Genomic DNA, 16,000 nt, shown 5'->3' on the forward strand with positions numbered 1-16,000 from the left:
TACTTACCCCTGATTTAGTGATGACCAATGACTGTGAAGCACTCGCTCAAGCTCCAGTGCACTTTTTTGCACAGCGTCTTGCGCAGTCGCTAGCGTCTTTTTACCACCTTCAAAATCGCTGGTGGTGAGATCAAAAACGGTGCTGTAGGTGTCAGCACAGGTTTCAAATGCTCGGCTACGCGGAATCGTCGCCATCATGACTTGATCACCCAACAGGTAATTCATTTCCGTTAATACCGAGACTTGCTTTTTATTATCATCTTCAAACATCGTCGGCATCAAACGTACAAATTCTAACCCTTTCCAATCTTCTGGAAACATTTCATAAACCGTAGGAAGGTGTTGAAAGAAATTGACGGTTGACGCCCAATCTAATCGCTTAGCCGCGCACGGGATCAGTAATGCATTGGAAGCATACATTGCATTCCATACCAATGGATCAACGTGTGGGCCAGTATCAATCATAATGATGTCAAAATCATCGCCAATCTTATCGATAAGTTTCTCTTTCAGCAGTCGAACAATATCAAGCGATTGGTTTTGCGAAAGATACTGCCACGCTTCTGCGTTAAACATTGCATCTTCAGGAAATGCAGAGATGGTTTTTAAATTGGGATATTGGGTTGACAACATCACGTTCTTATGTAAGAACGCCTTGTCCACTTCAGTGTCTTCAGGCACGTTGTCTAACATAATATCAACGGCAGAATAGATATTACTGTGCTCTGATAAACTTATTTGCGGGTTGAGAAATAACCGTAATGAACCTTGCGGATCTAAGTCAATCAAGCAGATACGGTAACGCTGATCCAAATTCAGGGCGAGGCACGCGGCTAGATGGACAGCCGTCATTGATTTACCTGTCCCCCCCTTTTGGTTCTGAACATTGATGACCCAAGGCTTATGATCACCATGCTTTTTCCTTTGGTGGAACTTAGGCACACCAGCGGCATCCATGAGCATGTGGGCTTCCGCTAAAGAAATTGAATAGTGATTAGCATTGTTTTTAGTAAATTGATGGCCAGCTTGTTCCATTTTGGAAATGGCATCATCTAGCTTACGGCGTGTTAAGCCTGAACGAGTTTCCATTAGCGCTTTTGACATCGCTGGGAAATGGTCATCACTACGTTCTTCTAAAACAATTTCAATTCGGTCAGCTTGCACCTGTTGAGTTTGCTCGGCGAGCTGGTAGAGATTCGCTATGGTTTGTTCTCTTTTCATTGCCAAATTCCATAATAAGTACCTAACGCAGATTGTACAGCAAACAATTTAATACTCAACAAAAAGGTGAACATTCACTTTTAGATTAATATCACAATAAATAGAAAAATATATCGGAATTTAATGAATTGACCTCATTATGGTCATCATTTTTCCTTAAATAATGGGTAACTTAGTCCATTATTTATTTGAACATTAAAAATATTACAACGTAACTTATTTACATTGTAAATGAGCTTAAAATACCCGGAACGATTAGAGAAGCAGCATAATTTACGGTATGTGTCATTTGGAATGATGTTCCCCCGGCAGATCAATTAAATAATCGTAGAACATGAATAATAATAACTAGAGCGACAGGGCAGGGGAAACTTATCCTTTTCGTCAGGGGAACAGGACGCATGATCAAGGCTAACATGATGATCATGCGTCCGAAGAGATCCCTCGCCACAGGAACAATGATCAAGAGGAATTAGCGCCTTCCTTATCAGCAAATAATCAGAAAACAAATGGATCTTCATCGGATCAATGATCAAGTGTGATTTAAGCTCGGAAGCATGTAAAAATAGCGCATAATTACGGGTGATTGCAGATGGAGTAGGGGCTGAGCAAGATACCTAGTACATAACAAGTAAAATTTAAAACACACCAAATAACAAAACCTTCTTCAATACGCTCTTGATCATGCTTTCGACACACTCTCACTCCTTATAATAGAAGCCGTTAAAAGAGTTATTTGTCATTTCAATTCGTGTTTATGCCAAAATCGACTTTGAAAGAACATTTAATGCACTTCCTTGATCATCTTTCCAAAGAAAAACCAAGCCCATATTCTTCATCTAGCTCAAATAAAATAATCACTTCAACTCATCATGTGGATAAGTTGTGCATGAGCCATGATCATGCTTTAAGAAAGTGTTTGATCATTGATTCAGTCGTCTGATGATCATCGTTCGGAATGTGATTGATCATGCTTTCTTCTCTACAATGATCATGTTTTCAGTTTTCTATGATCATGCTTCTGAAGGGGATTTTTTTTTATCCATATAAAACAATCAATTAGGCTGCTCATTAAGGCCTGATCATTAGATCATATAAGCAATATAGATCAGAATAATCAAAAAGATCAGTTATTTAAAAGCAATAAGTTTTTCTTTATTTATGATCTCTTTTTCTTTATTCTATTGGAACTATAGCGATATTACGGCTAGTGTGATACGGATCTAATAATGAACGCAGACGAAAAAATATTGATCAAAGCACCAAGGAGCCACAAAGATGGGCATCTTTTTGAAGTTTCAGAAACTGCTGTTGATTGGGTTGATCAATACCAACATTTTAAAGGTGTTACCAAAAGTATCGTTGAACTTCTTAACCTGATCTCATTAAGAGGTTTCCGCAGCCAAGATGGGTTAGTCTCAACAACAGAGTTAATTGAAGCAACCGATGGCCAATTGACCAGAGCGGCTATTCAGCAACGGCTGCGTGCTGCAGTAAGTATTGGTTTATTTAAACAGATCCCGGTGAGATTTGAAGAAGGTTTAGCTGGCAAGACAATGCTGCATAAATTTGTTAACCCAAATAAGCTCATCTCTGTGCTTGGTTCAACCAGTCTGGTAACTGAATCAGTAAAACAGACAGAAAAACGCAAGCGTTCAAAAGCGCTGGCTCAAACTCAGGTCAATAAGCGTTTGTTGACAGAGCATGGGCTAAATATTCCACCAGCGATGAAAGACGAAGCGGATCAGTTTGTGGTTTCACCCACCAATTGGGCTGGGATCATTGATCAAGCATTAGCTCCACCGAGAACTCGTAAAAGCTACCAGAAATCAATGGTGTCGATTTCTGGTACCCGTGCGATCATTGAAACTCGTTCTTCCAAAAATATCATGACAGTGGATGATCTAATGACACTGTTTGCACTGTTCACCTTAACGGTGCAGTACCACGATCACCACCAAGAAGATTACCAACTTAATACCAAACACACACCGAATAAAACCCCATTGTACATTACTGATATTTTGTCGCTTCGCGGTAAAAAAGATAGTGGCCCAGCAAGAGATTCTATTCGCGATAGTATTGATCGGATTGAATTTACAGACTTCCAACTGCATGAGTTAACCGGCCGTTGGCTGAGTGAAAACATGCCAGAAGGATTTAAGAGTGATCGTTTTCGGTTCCTAGCAAGAACGATCACCGCTTCTGAAGAAGCGCCAACGGAAGGGGCTGATGGTGAAATTAGGATCAAACCTAATTTGTACATTTTGGTGTGGGAGCCTTCATTCTACGAAGAGTTACTCACTCGCGATTACTTTTTCTTGTTTCCACCAGAGATCCTAAAGCAACATACGTTGGTCTTCCAACTCTACTCCTATTTTCGCAGTCGCATGTCGCGTCGCCATACCGACAGCATGCTACTGAGTGAATTGAACCAAAAGTTGGCCCGTAATATCGAATGGCGTCGTTTTTCGATGGATCTTGTCCGTGAGCTAAAACGATTATCGGAAGGAAAGGGCAGCGATTTGTTATTTGTCGTGAATCTTTGGGGCTATCATTTGACGGTCACCACACTGGTGGATAAAGAAAAAGTGATGGATTACCAAGTCGATATTAAGTGCGATGTGGAAGAAGTCCTGCGCTACTCGCGCGCTCGTACCACCAATGCAGGCAAACGCAACATGGCTCCAACGTTGCCTAACCCACTGCGCAATGAGATGGTTTCTAAGCAAAAACTAGAAGAGCTTTCTGAGATCATTGATGGTGAATTTGAACCGATTCAACGTAAAGCACCGTCTCCAAAGGGTAAGCTAGGACGAAGAGTCAAGCAGCGCAAACACCTAGTAGAGATCAATGCCGATGAAATTACGATTACCTTATCTAAATATACCTCTCCAGAGGCCCTAGAACGCAGTATAACGGCGTTATCAGCAATGACTGGGCATCCACCATCCTCCATCAAGGAAGAGTGTACAGAGCTGATTGATAAGCTGGATTGGCTAAGGGTTGGAAATGAGGCGATCTCTTATGAGACGTTAAGTAAATTGATCGAGCTCTATAACACGAAAAACGAGAATAAACATTTATCGATCGAACGTTTGATCTCGGGTCTCGCGGTACGCCGCAAAGTGTGCAAGCAAGTGTACGAGGGGCATTTAGATGAATCCGTATTCCGGGCACTTGATGAAGTCGCTATTGGTATTTAAAACCAATTTACAACACAACCTTGACATGTAGCTGACATTTTGTTTTAGAAGGTTCGTTAGTATAGAAAACGAATAGACAACCTTTTGTCCTATCTGATGAATTAATAGATTGGCTCATATATGTTTTTAGCGAGTTATATAACTCGCTATTTTTTTATCTGTTGATCCCTGCAATCAATTAATACCCTCGCTTTATACCTTGATCATCGTTCCACGCGTAATATGCAAGAAATCGAACATGAGCATCAATTAAACTTCGGGATAAGGCCTCATCAACGTGCTGTTGGTTGAGATGCTCCAAACTCAGTACCATCAACTGCTGCATCTGTTTTATACACCAAGATTTTAACTCAAGTTCACTACTCGGCTCCGAGACACAACGCTGAAAACGAGCGTAAGCAAGCTGCAGATATTGGAAGGCAAGCTCACCGTCAATGAGCTTGTAGTACTCATATTGGCGCAGGCAAGCATCAAGCCAACAAGCAATTGCTTTACTTTGATCATCACTCAGATCCGGCCCCCAGATCTCCTGTGGAGCATTAAGGATCAGAGGTTGTAATTGAGCCACCTGATCATAGCGCTTGTTCAGATGCCATTGATGGATCTCGGTTAACCAGTCGTGAAGCTTACACATCGCGTCTTACCTACAACTTTAAATGTATTAACTACAGTCTGGTGCATTTCAAGCTTATTTGCCAAACAGAAATGGGGAACCATGTGCTAAAAATCAGCACATTGAAAGAGCGTGGGGTAGAGGGGACTGCGATAGTATGCAACAGAATAAAATGAGCGCTAAAACGCTTGAATTCATGTATGCAATATTTAAATTTAGCCTCGTCTAGCAAGGTTGGCAAAGTAATATTAATAGTTTTAAAAATAAGGTTTCTAAACCATCGCCAAAATCACAATATGGACGAAATATGCTTAACAAATCAAATGTCGTTTGCTACAGATTACATGTCCCTTACGTGGTTTGTTCGGAGGTAACAATGTCCATAAATTCTATTGACCATGACGAAATGACTGATATTGCAAATAAGTGGGACTTCACGGAAGAAGTAGAAACTCAAAAACCAGTTAAAAACCTTAAATCAGCCGAAGCTCGCCGTCGTATTGAAGCATTAAGAGAGATTCGAGAAAGTGGTTTAACCATTGAAGAAGCGAAGGAGCTAGGCATACTTCACTGACGAGTTCTCACCATTAATCCCCTAAGGGTGGCGCATAGCCACCCTTTATATTTTCCAATTTTCTTGATTTCATACCGATAAATTGCACATTTATGCTCTTAATTTTCCTATGTCCTATGCTATATTTCGTGCCACGTATTTACCGATCTAGGCTAACTCATGTCCTTCAACCTATCTTTACTTGCCGCTGAAGAAAAAAACAAAGTAGAGCTCGATAAACAAGCTTCCTTTCTTGTTTGGAAACTCAAGCAAGGAAAAGCAGGGCCTGAAGCGATCACTCAGCAGCAGTCTAAAATTGCCAGTGAGGCCGAAAAAGAGTGGTTTTTACAATCGGTGAACAAATACAAAAGAGTGATGGGTGTTGCGTAGCATTCATGTCTTTGCTAAGTGGAAAATTGAAATGATCCCACTTTTTGCTAAAATCCCTCGCGTTAAATTGAATTAGAGAGATCATCCCTATGGGAAGAAGTTTTGAAGTGCGCAAAGCCTCAATGGCGAAAACTCAAGGCGCAAAAATTAAAGTCTATTCCAAATACGGTAAAGAAATTTACATGTGTGCGAAAAATGGTGGTTCGGACCCAGACATGAACTTGTCTTTGCGCCACCTGATCACAAAAGCGAAGAAAGACCAAGTTCCAGGCCACGTTATTGATAAAGCGCTAGATAAAGCCAGTGGTGGTGGTGGTGAAGACTACCAACCTGCTCGTTACGAAGGTTTTGGCCCTGGCGGCGCAAGTGTTATCGTTGACTGCTTAACAGATAACGGCAACCGTACGTTCCAAGATGTGCGTCAATGCTTTGTTAAAACGGGTGCGAAAATTGGTACTCCAGGTACCGTATCACACATGTTTGATCACCAAGCGGTATTTCAGTTCAAAGGGGATGATGAAGATTCTATCCTTGAAGCACTGATGATGGATGATGTCGATGTGACGGATGTTGAACTGGAAGATGGTGTGATCACTGTATTTGCACCTAACACTGAATTCTTCAAAGTGAAAACATCGCTAAATAATCAGTTCCCTGATTTGACTATCGATGTGGAAGAAATCACGTTCGTTCCACAAACACACACACCGGTCACGGGCGAAGAGGCGGAGAAATTCCAGAAATTCCTCGACATGCTAGATGACTGTGATGATGTTCAGCAGGTTTACCATAACGCTGAGCTGTAATAGAGCGAATTAATGAGAAGCCGAGTGATTGACTCGGCTTTTTTTTATCTGTGCATTGCTAACCGTGGTCTTATTCATAGAGAATGACGCAAGGATACATACAGCCCACACTCAGTTTCGTGTGTTCGTCCGTTTGGGCTGCTGGGTAATAATAAAAGGAGAAGTTAATGAAAGTCAGTTTTATTGGATTAGGGGTTATGGGATACCCTATGGCTGGGCATCTAAAAAATGCAGGATTTGATGTTAGCGTCTACAACCGCACTCAAGCTAAAGCGCAGCAGTGGGCGCAGCAGTATCATGGGCATGCAGCGCAAACAGTCGCAGAGTGCGTGCAAGATGCCGATGTGGTTTTAACCTGCGTTGGCAATGATGATGATGTCCGTAGCATGACGACCAGTGACGGCGGCGCGATAGGGGCGATGAAACGCGGCGCAATTTTGGTTGATCACACCACCACATCGGCACTGTTAGCCGAAGAGCTGGCGTCTGCGGCTCATAAAGCGGGCATTCGCTTTATGGATGCTCCTGTTTCTGGTGGCCAAGCAGGGGCTGAAAATGGTGTGCTAACCATTATGTGTGGTGGAGATGCCGAACTGTTTGAGCAGCTGCAACCCGTATTTCATGCTTATGGCAAGTCATCGGTGCTGATGGGGAAAGCAGGGCAAGGACAACGCGCAAAAATGGTCAATCAAATTTGCATTGCTGGCGTATTAAATGGCCTGTCGGAAGGATTGATCTTAGCGGAAAAGTCAGGGTTAGATATTGGCGTTTTGGTTGATTGTTTGAAAAATGGAGCCGCAGGTTCATGGCAGATGGAAAACCGCGCTGTGAACATGTCAATAGGTAAATTTGATTACGGCTTTGCCATTGATTGGATGATCAAAGACTTGGGCTTTTGTTTGGATGAAGCGCAACGAAACGATCTAAAATTGCCGATGACAGAAAAAACTTATCATGCTTACCAAGCCTTGTCTGAGCAAGGTGAGGGAAGAATGGATACTTCTATCCTTATCAAAGCCGTTAATTCATAAATATCACAGCTCAGAGATAGACTCAATTGGCCCTATTTAGGGCCATTTACACTGTAAACCTATAAATCGATTCCTATTTATCTTCTGGCCCCGCATACCTACAGTGTCTATCTGTGTGCCTCTTTTCGAAAAACGATTGTATAAAACCATGATCGCCTACCGATTAGGGAGGACAAATGTCCTTCATTTTTGTTTGCTGTGCGTGACTGTGCTGGATAAATCGTCAACTAATTACATTTACTGAAAAATCTTAAAATTTGGTTTTTAGTTTCAATAAAGTCACATAAAACCAGTTTAATATGCTGTTAATTTGGTGTTTTCATGGTTTTCAATCCAAGCCAAGCCCCTTGATTATAGTGATTATGACCAAGGTCTCAAAATGATCATAATGATTAATAGGAGTAGGATTCGCGATATTATTATTTTTATACAAGTGAAAAAGCAGTGAAAGACACTAAGGAAATGGCTCATTTTAGTCATGTTCAGATTTCCAATTGGACTAAACACGACACCTATTGGCTACTCAGTTTATTTGGTACGGCCGTTGGGGCTGGCATTCTATTTTTGCCAATCAACATTGGGTTAGGTGGTTTCTGGCCATTAGTGTTAATGGTCTTACTCGCTTTTCCGATGACTTATCTCTCTCATCGTGGTCTTGCTCGTTTTGTTCTCTCATCGCGCCGTCCTAATGCCGATTTTACCGACGTTGTTGAAGAACACTTTGGCCAAAGGGCTGGTCGCTTGATCTCTTTGCTGTATTTCCTCTCTATTTTCCCAATCTTACTGATTTACGGTGTCGGTCTAACTAACACGGTTGATAGCTTTTTGGTTAATCAAGCGCAGATGGTCGCTCCCCCTCGGGTGCTACTTTCTGGTGGCTTAGTCTTTGCGTTAATTGCCATTATGCTGGGTGGTGAGAAGATCATGTTGCGCGCTTTTGCTGTTATGGTTTATCCATTGGCGGCTATTTTATTATTTCTCTCGCTCTATTTGATCCCGTATTGGTCAGTGCCGTCATTAGTATTGCCGCAAATGAGTGATTTCTTACACACAGTGTGGTTAGCCATTCCTGTCGTGGTGTTTTCTTTTAGCCACGCAGCGGCGATCTCAAGTTTTGCCAATGTTCAACGTCGTCATTATGGCGTGCTAGCGGATAAAAAATCAGAGCAGATTCTGCGTTACACCAGTCTTGTATTAATTCTGTTTGTCTTGCTGTTCGTGTTTTCTTGCGTATTGGCTTTATCACCAGAGGCATTGCAAGAAGCAAAAGTGCAAAATATTTCAGTGCTGACTTACCTTGCCAATGTCACAGATAATCCCTTTATCGCCACTCTAGGCCCTTTAGTGGCGTTTATTGCCATTACCTCTTCCTTTTTAGGGCATTTCCTTGGTGCGCGAGAAAGCCTGACTGGGTTGCTGTGTAAAAACTTTGGCCTGTCAGTGCGTCTTGCTGGGCGACTCACCATTGCGATTTTGTTTGTCACGATTTGGATTGTCGCGATACTCAACCCCAGCATTCTGGGAATGATGGAAGCGTTTTCAGGCCCCGTGATCGCTATGATTTTGTTTATTATGCCGATGATTGCTGTATTCAAAGTGCCATCGCTGGCGAAGTATCAACAGCAGGTGAGTACACCCTTTGTCATGGCAATAGGGTTATTGGCGGTATCGGCATTGCTTTATAACTTGCTCAATTAAATCAGCCATTGGCTCCAGTGACGGAGCCAAATCAATTACTTGATTTGAGCTTTTGTTATTTGAGGTTGTGCATTATTGAGCGTTGATGCTACCTCCAGAATATCTTGCCACTCATTGTAAGCTGATTGGTACCAAACTTGCTCCAGAATGACCGCTTGTGAATCTTGTGCTTTGGTAAGGTTAGAAACGACGTTGTTGGTTTCATTGTATAAACTGAGCACCGTGGTTTGTAGTGTATCCAAGGATCGGCTGATCGCCGCACAATCGTTGTTAACTTGATCGACACTTAGCAATAGTGCATTGAGAGACGCGATTTGTTGTTGATCTTGAGAGAGCGTTTGTTGATCGTGGTTGATGGTATTTAAAGATGATTGGATATCGCTTTGCAGGCTAGATATTTCACTTTGTGCTTCTACAATAGAGCTAACACCAAACCCTGCCAATATCAAAGAACCTCCCAGTGTAAACGGAGCAAGCACCACGCCAAAAATCGTTTCAAATATCCCTTTCTTACGCTGCGATTGAGCATTCGCAATGGCGGTTTTAAATGCTGCTATCTGTTGTTTCATTAGATCAATTTGGGCGTTGGTGGCGATAATTTCTGCTTGGATGGATACTTCTTCTTGCTGGATCTGTGCAATAGTTTGTTGCAATGTGTTATGAGCATCTTCCACTTGGCGAGCCCAAGCATTCAATCCCTCATCATAACGTTTTATATTTGATGTAAGACTTTGAATCGGATTTTGTAATGTTAAGATTAATGAAGTTAGCTGTTTTAGTTGAGCGGTGTCAAAACGGGTTTCTAGTGCTTTGAATAACGTTAAAATTTGAATATTAGAATCTTTGAATGTATTCGCAATGGAAAGAACACTGTCCATAATGTCATTTGAAAAATATAAATTACCACTCAAACGCCATTGCCGTACCAGTTTTTGCACCGCATTTAAATTTTGTTCTACCTGAGCATACCAATGTTCTGCATTGCCTTGATCAATATAAGTTTCAACAACGCCTTGGCATGCAGAATTTAGTAACACCATAGCGCTAATAGATGCAGGAATGTCGGTTTGAAGTTGCTCGCTGGCTGATTGATTCATGATGGTCCTCGAAAAAGAATAAAAGGGGGCGTAACCCCCCTTAGTAATGTTTAAGCTGCTTGTTTTACTGCAGGTGCTAACTCTTTCGTTTCGATAGCTATTTTTGCGCTAGCTAGCTGTTTAGCAAGTTCAACCGCATCATCCCATTCGTTTTTCGCTGCGTCAGACATCACTTTTTCCATAATAATGCTCTGCATGGATGCACCATTATTAAGCTTGGTTACTACATCATCTAACTCGTTACCAAAGACAGTCCACGTCGTTTCAAAATCAGATAATACTGATGTCGATGTTTCAATCGCTGAAACGACTGCGCTACTGGCATTGGAAAGCCCCTGTAAAGCGATAATCTGTTGTTGATCTTCAGCTTTTTGCTTTTGTTCTTGCGCGATGCTGTCGTAGTCATCATCAATTTGATTTTGTAATACGCCCCACGTAACACCACCAGCAATAATCGATGCCGCGCCAACGGCTGCGATACCGCCGGAGACTACAGCTGCGGTGCCGGCGGTTGCGACGGTAAGCGCAACGCCTGCGACGAGCATAAAGATGCCAACACCAACCGCAACTTGTGCATAGACTAGATCTTTATTCAGTTTCTCAATGGCTGCACGATTGTTGTCTATTGCGTTATTCATGCTTTCAATATCTGTTTGTAAATCGATAATTGTTTTTTGAATATTGGTCGCACCATTGACTAAGTCATCATGTGCTGCTTGCATTTTCACCCCCCAATCAGAGAGTTCCTTATTCATCCCTTTGACTGTGGCTTCGATACCGCTGACTTGAGAAGATAGGGCGGTCATAATCTGTGAAGCTTGCTGAACCGTTGTATTGTCTTTGCCACTTGCTGTTGGATCCGCTTTATATAACTCATGAATGGCATCGATTGATGCTTGGAAAGTGGCGTCAAAATTAATTACGCTAGAGGGAATCGATGCTGATACTTGTGGTCCCAAATCGTCAATCCATTGCTTAGCAACCAATTTTGCTGAGTCTAACTTTTTACTCAGGTCATCAAACCAATCTGGTTTTACCGTAGGTGGCGTAAATTGTGTGTTTAAAATGGCATGGCACTGCGCTGTGATGACTGTGGTTGCCAAAAATGCAGATTGAGTGGTTTGCTGTGTTGGGTTCAACTGAGTAACTTGTTGTGACATTGTGTATCTCCTTTACTGTTCTTGAATGGTGTTATTTAGTGTGTTGACTAAAACGGGTTTTCCAACGTTTGGCGGTAAACTAATGAGTTGCACAAATTCTGAAATGGTTTTCCATGAGGCTGAAGCAATCTTGATGGTTTGCAAATCAGTCAATAGGGCAGGGTCTGAACCGCTTTGTAAGGCGTTGATCAGTTCGTTTACCTTGTCTAATTCGTCTTGCCATAACAATGAAAGTGCTGGCAAGCTATCATCAATCTTTAGGAATTCTTCGCTCATGTTGCTGAGGGTTTGAATAATGGCTTTAGTAATGGCAGCCGCTTGTGCTTCTTCACTGGCTAGTGTTTGTAATTGAGTGAGTTTGTCTAAATCTTGTTGTACCTCTTTCGCGCTCGATATTGTGCTGTATGCACTGTAACCAACCGTGAATAGCGCACCAGCAAAGGAAAGGAATGGTACAGACGTCGTTGCTCCCATTACGACACCGTAGGAAATAGTGACCATACTTTGTATGTAAGCTTTTCCTGCTCTTAATTGGGCCGCCGTGACATTGGCTCCTAAACTGGCAATGGATTGCGATAGAGAGCCTATCTCTGTTGCAATGCGTACCATTGCTTGTTCTTCGCTCGCAAGTTCATTCCAGCCATCTTGAATGCTGGATGCGAGCAGCTCCTCTGCATTTTTCGCTTGGCTGTAAGATTTCGTGAAAACTTGCTGAGCTTCATTTGTTAACGTGATATTTTGCTTTAACGTTTTTTGCAATAATTGTAAGCATTCAATCCATTGCTTCGTACTTGTTATCGCCTTACTGTTTTGTGCGCAGGCATCGAACGTGGTCTGATAATTAATAAACGATGTAATAATTTGCGCAAAAATTTTAGGCTTTTGCTGCATAAACTCATTCATTACCGCTCTTAAAATCTCAGTTCTGCTTCGAACTTCTACGAGCCAGTTTGGATCTTTTGCTACATGGCCAATAAAGAGAGAGTTGCACGTTGCATCGTAGTTACTAATACCTAAAAAATCAGTATATACGTCGGTCAGCATATTTAATGCGGTATCAACATTTGGGCTTAACATGAGTTCGCCCTCTACAGTGAAATAACGAGGAAAGGATCAAACGTTAATCTTGCACCATCAATAGACAAGGTCGCATTGTATTGTTGTGTGCTGGCTTGTCCTTGCGCTTCAACTCGGCCTTCCCAGAATTCATCACCGCTTAGTCCTTGCTTAGTGGGTATACAAACTCTGTCATTTATCATTTGCCCATTAAACTCGACAATATCAACTTCATTGTCTGGTGAAATAGCGACAACTCGCCAGCATAATAATTGGCCGTCTTTACAGGCTGTTTTTAACTCAGCTTGGCCTTCATTACCCGAGCCCATATATTTATTTGTATCAATGAGATAAATGTTACTTTGCAGATCTCGACTTGCAAGCGCTGCTGCTGCATCTACGACCATGAGTATTTCTACTTTTTTCATACAATGTTCCTTATTTAGATGGAGTTATTGAACTTCGAGATAAGGTGAAAAATTCATTGTTATTCCGTTTATTGAAAGAGAAATGGTATATAGGTAACGCCCAGTATCCCCGCGAGTCTGAACTCTGCCTTCCCACGCGTCATTAACAGGGCTTGGTAAGCAAGCTTTTTGATCAATCATGTCACCAGAGAATCCCGTTATATTGACTTCGTCATCTGGCGAAATGGCGCAGCTACGCCAGCAAATAAACTGACCATCTTGAGATACCGTGTGGAGTTGGCACGTTCCTTCATCCCAAGAGCCAAGCCATTGGTTACTATCAATTAAGTAAACGTTATCCATTAAGCTCGTGGTTGCTAATGCTCCGGCACAATCAACCACGATAAGTATTTCTATTTTTTTCATTCAATACCTACTGACGTTTATTTATGGATCCACAGAATATCACTGTACTGATTTAACCATTTCGAATGGTTTTTTGGTTATATTTATTAAATCTTATTGATATTAGTGTTGATATTTACATGTTTATAATCTTTATGTGGCTAAATATAGTTAGTGATTTCAGTTAATCAAGGTTGCATAACTAATATGTACATATCAGTATGTAAATAAAATGATTTTATAATGATATTCATAGATAGATCTTAAGTTTAATTTCATTTTTGTTATTTATTAAGCACTTAATTTGCTAGCTTAATCATGTTTTTGTGTGAGATATTGAAAGGGATAATAAACGCTCATTTACTTGATGAAATTTTTATTTCAGGGTTAAATGATGATTTCAACAATACTGGTTATTTTTACTAATAGTATTAAGTAACTTATCAACATTTATTGTTGATTGTTTTAGTGTAAGTAAAAATATATTTTTATTTTCACTTAACTTTTTAATAGGTAGATAGTATGTCTGTGAGATAAATGAGGTCATCTACAATATTAATTATAGATAATTTCATTTTTGGCATTAACACTATGTTTAATCTAGCTAATAATATTGATTAAATTATTATCTAGAATGACTTAACGCTAAGCGATGAGATCGTTTTTCCAGCTTTGAGCGATGAAATCAATGAATTGGCGAACCAATGGGGTTTGATAGCTACGAGAAATATACACAGCCCATAGTGCGCTGCTTGGGCTGTGAAACTCTGGCAAAACGCGTACTAGTGTTCCTGAGGCGATAAAGACATTTGCAAGATCGCATGGTAGCCGTACGATGCCTTTGTGATGTAGGGCAGCACGGCATAAAATTTCCATATCATTAGCGCGGATGTTGCCATTCACGGTGACAGAGAGCTGTTCATTGTCTTTAACCACATCCCACTTGTTATTACTCATGTGCACAAAGCAGTTGTGCTGGGTTAAGTCATTGGGTGTATTGATAGGAGGGTGTTGGTTGAGATAGCTAGGGGAAGCGCATATGACGGTGCCGACGCTCATTAAACGGCGAGCGATGAGCGTATCATCCGGCTGTTGGGTAAAACGCAGGGCAATATCCACGCGTTCATCGACCAGTTGTGAAAGGCGATCTGAAGCGACAATGTCAATTAACACATTGGGGTGTCGTTGCGTGAAGTCTTCAACAACGGCCAATAACATGTTTTGAGCAAGGCCTATCGGCGCGGCAATGCGAATGGTACCGTTTAAGAGTTGTGACTGTTCCAACGCCCGTGTTTCAAGTTCGGCAGTTTGGTGCAAAATTTGTTCGCAACGGATTAAAGCCTCTTCACCGGCGGTGGTTAGGCTGACTTTGCGTGTCGTGCGGTGCAGTAACCTCTGCTTTAACCAATCCTCAACTTCTTGGACATGACGTGACACTTGTAATCGACTTAAGCTCAAGTTGTCTGCGGCTTTGGTAAAACTGGCAGTATTTGCCACTTCGATAAAACTGCGCATGGCGGTTAGTCTGTCCATGGTAGGCCTTTATTAGATACGAATATTGATACAATCTACATCATTTTTGGGTGTTTTTCCTCCTTCGTTTAACTACTAGACTACAATTGTTGTCGAGAAACAGAAACCGAATGAGGAAATAAATTATGAAAATTGCAGTATTAGGCGCATCAGGTTGGATTGGTAGTCACATTGTCAATGAAGCAAAAGCACGGGGCCACGAGGTGATCGCGTTAGTGCGTGATTCAAGTAAAGTTGATGCTGAAGGTGTTAGCGTTCAACTATTTGACTTACAACAGCCTTTGTCAAAAATTAGCGCTGCGTTAGCTGGTGTTGATGTCGTGATCGCTTCTATCGGCGGACGTGCAGCTGGCAACCACGATATTGTTGCAGCTACAGCGCAAAAACTGCTGTCAGATCTACCGCAAGTGGGTGTGGATCGTCTACTGTGGGTTGGTGGTGCGGGTTCATTGGAAGTCGCTCCCGGTATCAAATTGGTGACCGTAGAAGGTTTCCCTGAAGAGTACAAAGGGGAAGCATTAGCGCAAGGCGAAGCGTTGGATCTCTTCCGTGCGAGTACAAGCAAGGTTAATTGGACATTTGTTAGCCCGGCCGCTGAGATTTTTCCGGGTGAGAAACAAGGTGCTTACCGTGTGGGCGGTGACGCTCTATTGTCTGATGCTGAAGGTAACAGCAAAATCTCAGTCAGTGATTATGCCCTCGCGATGATCGATGAGTTAGAAAGTGCCGCTCACCCTCGTCAACGTATTGGTGTTGCTTACTGATACCAGTCCGATAGATCCATTTGGCTATTCTCTTGATCGAAAATTGCTGATAACGTGAAC

General features: G+C 41.8%; 15 protein-coding genes. 7 read left to right on the forward strand and 8 right to left on the reverse strand.

The annotated features are described in order from the left end of the window. Positions 1 to 3: 3 nt before the first annotated feature. Complete coding sequence (locus AACV20_RS11730) at positions 4 to 1,221, reverse strand: ParA family protein (protein WP_170907332.1); 1,218 nt, start codon at positions 1,219 to 1,221, stop codon at positions 4 to 6. Positions 1,222 to 2,450: 1,229 nt separating this feature from the next. Here AACV20_RS11730 and AACV20_RS11735 point away from each other — a divergent pair. After that, on the forward strand, positions 2,451 to 4,427 hold the full coding sequence (locus AACV20_RS11735; protein WP_170907333.1) for a replication initiator protein RctB domain-containing protein: 1,977 nt from the start codon (positions 2,451 to 2,453) through the stop codon (positions 4,425 to 4,427). 178 nt (positions 4,428 to 4,605) lie between these two features. Here AACV20_RS11735 and AACV20_RS11740 read toward each other — a convergent pair whose 3' ends face one another. Beyond that, entirely contained in the window at positions 4,606 to 5,061 is a 456-nt protein-coding gene (locus tag AACV20_RS11740; RefSeq protein ID WP_170907334.1) for a transcriptional regulator, read from the reverse strand. A gap of 355 nt (positions 5,062 to 5,416) precedes the next feature. Between AACV20_RS11740 and AACV20_RS11745 the strand changes: the two genes are divergently transcribed. The 5 genes from AACV20_RS11745 to AACV20_RS11765 all read left to right on the forward strand — a co-directional run bounded on the left by AACV20_RS11745 (position 5,417) and on the right by AACV20_RS11765 (position 9,518). After that, complete coding sequence (locus tag AACV20_RS11745; RefSeq protein ID WP_017043498.1) at positions 5,417 to 5,614, forward strand: PA3496 family putative envelope integrity protein; 198 nt, start codon at positions 5,417 to 5,419, stop codon at positions 5,612 to 5,614. A 159-nt stretch (positions 5,615 to 5,773) separates the two neighbouring features. Beyond that, positions 5,774 to 5,983, forward strand: coding sequence for a DUF3283 family protein (locus tag AACV20_RS11750; RefSeq protein WP_017046863.1), 210 nt, complete (start codon positions 5,774 to 5,776; stop codon positions 5,981 to 5,983). Positions 5,984 to 6,072: 89 nt separating this feature from the next. Then, positions 6,073 to 6,789 carry a YebC/PmpR family DNA-binding transcriptional regulator gene (locus AACV20_RS11755; protein ID WP_017044945.1) on the forward strand — a complete coding sequence of 239 codons (717 nt, stop codon included), beginning with the start codon at positions 6,073 to 6,075 and terminating at the stop codon, positions 6,787 to 6,789. 167 nt (positions 6,790 to 6,956) lie between these two features. Continuing rightward, a complete protein-coding gene (locus AACV20_RS11760) occupies positions 6,957 to 7,820 on the forward strand; it encodes an NAD(P)-dependent oxidoreductase (RefSeq protein WP_094128625.1) in 864 nt (287 codons plus the stop codon). A 462-nt stretch (positions 7,821 to 8,282) separates the two neighbouring features. Further along, positions 8,283 to 9,518: an aromatic amino acid transport family protein gene (locus AACV20_RS11765; protein ID WP_212752596.1), complete on the forward strand. Its 1,236-nt coding sequence runs from the start codon at positions 8,283 to 8,285 to the stop codon at positions 9,516 to 9,518. Positions 9,519 to 9,553: 35 nt separating this feature from the next. Here AACV20_RS11765 and makE read toward each other — a convergent pair whose 3' ends face one another. The 6 genes from makE to AACV20_RS11795 form a co-directional block, all read right to left on the reverse strand. Continuing rightward, on the reverse strand, positions 9,554 to 10,615 hold the full coding sequence (gene makE / locus AACV20_RS11770; protein ID WP_094145044.1) for an alpha-pore-forming cytotoxin subunit MakE: 1,062 nt from the start codon (positions 10,613 to 10,615) through the stop codon (positions 9,554 to 9,556). 50 nt (positions 10,616 to 10,665) lie between these two features. After that, positions 10,666 to 11,775 carry a cytotoxin MakA gene (makA, locus tag AACV20_RS11775; RefSeq protein WP_000082912.1) on the reverse strand — a complete coding sequence of 370 codons (1,110 nt, stop codon included), beginning with the start codon at positions 11,773 to 11,775 and terminating at the stop codon, positions 10,666 to 10,668. Positions 11,776 to 11,787: 12 nt separating this feature from the next. Next, positions 11,788 to 12,852, reverse strand: a complete 1,065-nt coding sequence (makB, locus tag AACV20_RS11780) for an alpha-pore-forming cytotoxin subunit MakB (RefSeq protein ID WP_013868235.1) — start codon at positions 12,850 to 12,852, stop codon at positions 11,788 to 11,790. Between the two features lie 11 nt (positions 12,853 to 12,863). Next, entirely contained in the window at positions 12,864 to 13,259 is a 396-nt protein-coding gene (makC, locus tag AACV20_RS11785; RefSeq protein ID WP_013868236.1) for an alpha-pore-forming tripartite toxin MakABE regulator MakC, read from the reverse strand. A gap of 24 nt (positions 13,260 to 13,283) precedes the next feature. Next, positions 13,284 to 13,664 (reverse strand): alpha-pore-forming tripartite toxin MakABE regulator MakD, encoded by a 381-nt coding sequence (gene makD / locus AACV20_RS11790; RefSeq protein WP_013868237.1) that lies wholly within the window; start codon positions 13,662 to 13,664, stop codon positions 13,284 to 13,286. Between the two features lie 624 nt (positions 13,665 to 14,288). Beyond that, positions 14,289 to 15,176 (reverse strand): LysR family transcriptional regulator, encoded by an 888-nt coding sequence (locus AACV20_RS11795; RefSeq protein ID WP_170907336.1) that lies wholly within the window; start codon positions 15,174 to 15,176, stop codon positions 14,289 to 14,291. Positions 15,177 to 15,301: 125 nt separating this feature from the next. Between AACV20_RS11795 and AACV20_RS11800 the strand changes: the two genes are divergently transcribed. Beyond that, positions 15,302 to 15,940: an NAD(P)-dependent oxidoreductase gene (locus AACV20_RS11800; protein WP_017043238.1), complete on the forward strand. Its 639-nt coding sequence runs from the start codon at positions 15,302 to 15,304 to the stop codon at positions 15,938 to 15,940. Positions 15,941 to 16,000: the final 60 nt, after the last annotated feature.

Source organism: Vibrio sp. B4-6, assembly GCF_963888245.1.
In the GTDB taxonomy this organism is placed as follows: domain Bacteria; phylum Pseudomonadota; class Gammaproteobacteria; order Enterobacterales; family Vibrionaceae; genus Vibrio; species Vibrio anguillarum.

What these genes read in the sequence shown, in the direction of transcription:
- AACV20_RS11730 (WP_170907332.1), bottom strand. Translation starts at nt 1,221, where the DNA reads ATGAAAAGAGAACAAACCATAGCGAATCTCTACCAGCTCGCCGAGCAA.
- AACV20_RS11735 (WP_170907333.1), top strand. Translation starts at nt 2,451, where the DNA reads ATGAACGCAGACGAAAAAATATTGATCAAAGCACCAAGGAGCCACAAA.
- AACV20_RS11740 (WP_170907334.1), bottom strand. Translation starts at nt 5,061, where the DNA reads ATGTGTAAGCTTCACGACTGGTTAACCGAGATCCATCAATGGCATCTG.
- AACV20_RS11745 (WP_017043498.1), top strand. Translation starts at nt 5,417, where the DNA reads ATGTCCATAAATTCTATTGACCATGACGAAATGACTGATATTGCAAAT.
- AACV20_RS11750 (WP_017046863.1), top strand. Translation starts at nt 5,774, where the DNA reads ATGTCCTTCAACCTATCTTTACTTGCCGCTGAAGAAAAAAACAAAGTA.
- AACV20_RS11755 (WP_017044945.1), top strand. Translation starts at nt 6,073, where the DNA reads ATGGGAAGAAGTTTTGAAGTGCGCAAAGCCTCAATGGCGAAAACTCAA.
- AACV20_RS11760 (WP_094128625.1), top strand. Translation starts at nt 6,957, where the DNA reads ATGAAAGTCAGTTTTATTGGATTAGGGGTTATGGGATACCCTATGGCT.
- AACV20_RS11765 (WP_212752596.1), top strand. Translation starts at nt 8,283, where the DNA reads ATGGCTCATTTTAGTCATGTTCAGATTTCCAATTGGACTAAACACGAC.
- makE (WP_094145044.1), bottom strand. Translation starts at nt 10,615, where the DNA reads ATGAATCAATCAGCCAGCGAGCAACTTCAAACCGACATTCCTGCATCT.
- makA (WP_000082912.1), bottom strand. Translation starts at nt 11,775, where the DNA reads ATGTCACAACAAGTTACTCAGTTGAACCCAACACAGCAAACCACTCAA.
- makB (WP_013868235.1), bottom strand. Translation starts at nt 12,852, where the DNA reads ATGTTAAGCCCAAATGTTGATACCGCATTAAATATGCTGACCGACGTA.
- makC (WP_013868236.1), bottom strand. Translation starts at nt 13,259, where the DNA reads ATGAAAAAAGTAGAAATACTCATGGTCGTAGATGCAGCAGCAGCGCTT.
- makD (WP_013868237.1), bottom strand. Translation starts at nt 13,664, where the DNA reads ATGAAAAAAATAGAAATACTTATCGTGGTTGATTGTGCCGGAGCATTA.
- AACV20_RS11795 (WP_170907336.1), bottom strand. Translation starts at nt 15,176, where the DNA reads ATGGACAGACTAACCGCCATGCGCAGTTTTATCGAAGTGGCAAATACT.
- AACV20_RS11800 (WP_017043238.1), top strand. Translation starts at nt 15,302, where the DNA reads ATGAAAATTGCAGTATTAGGCGCATCAGGTTGGATTGGTAGTCACATT.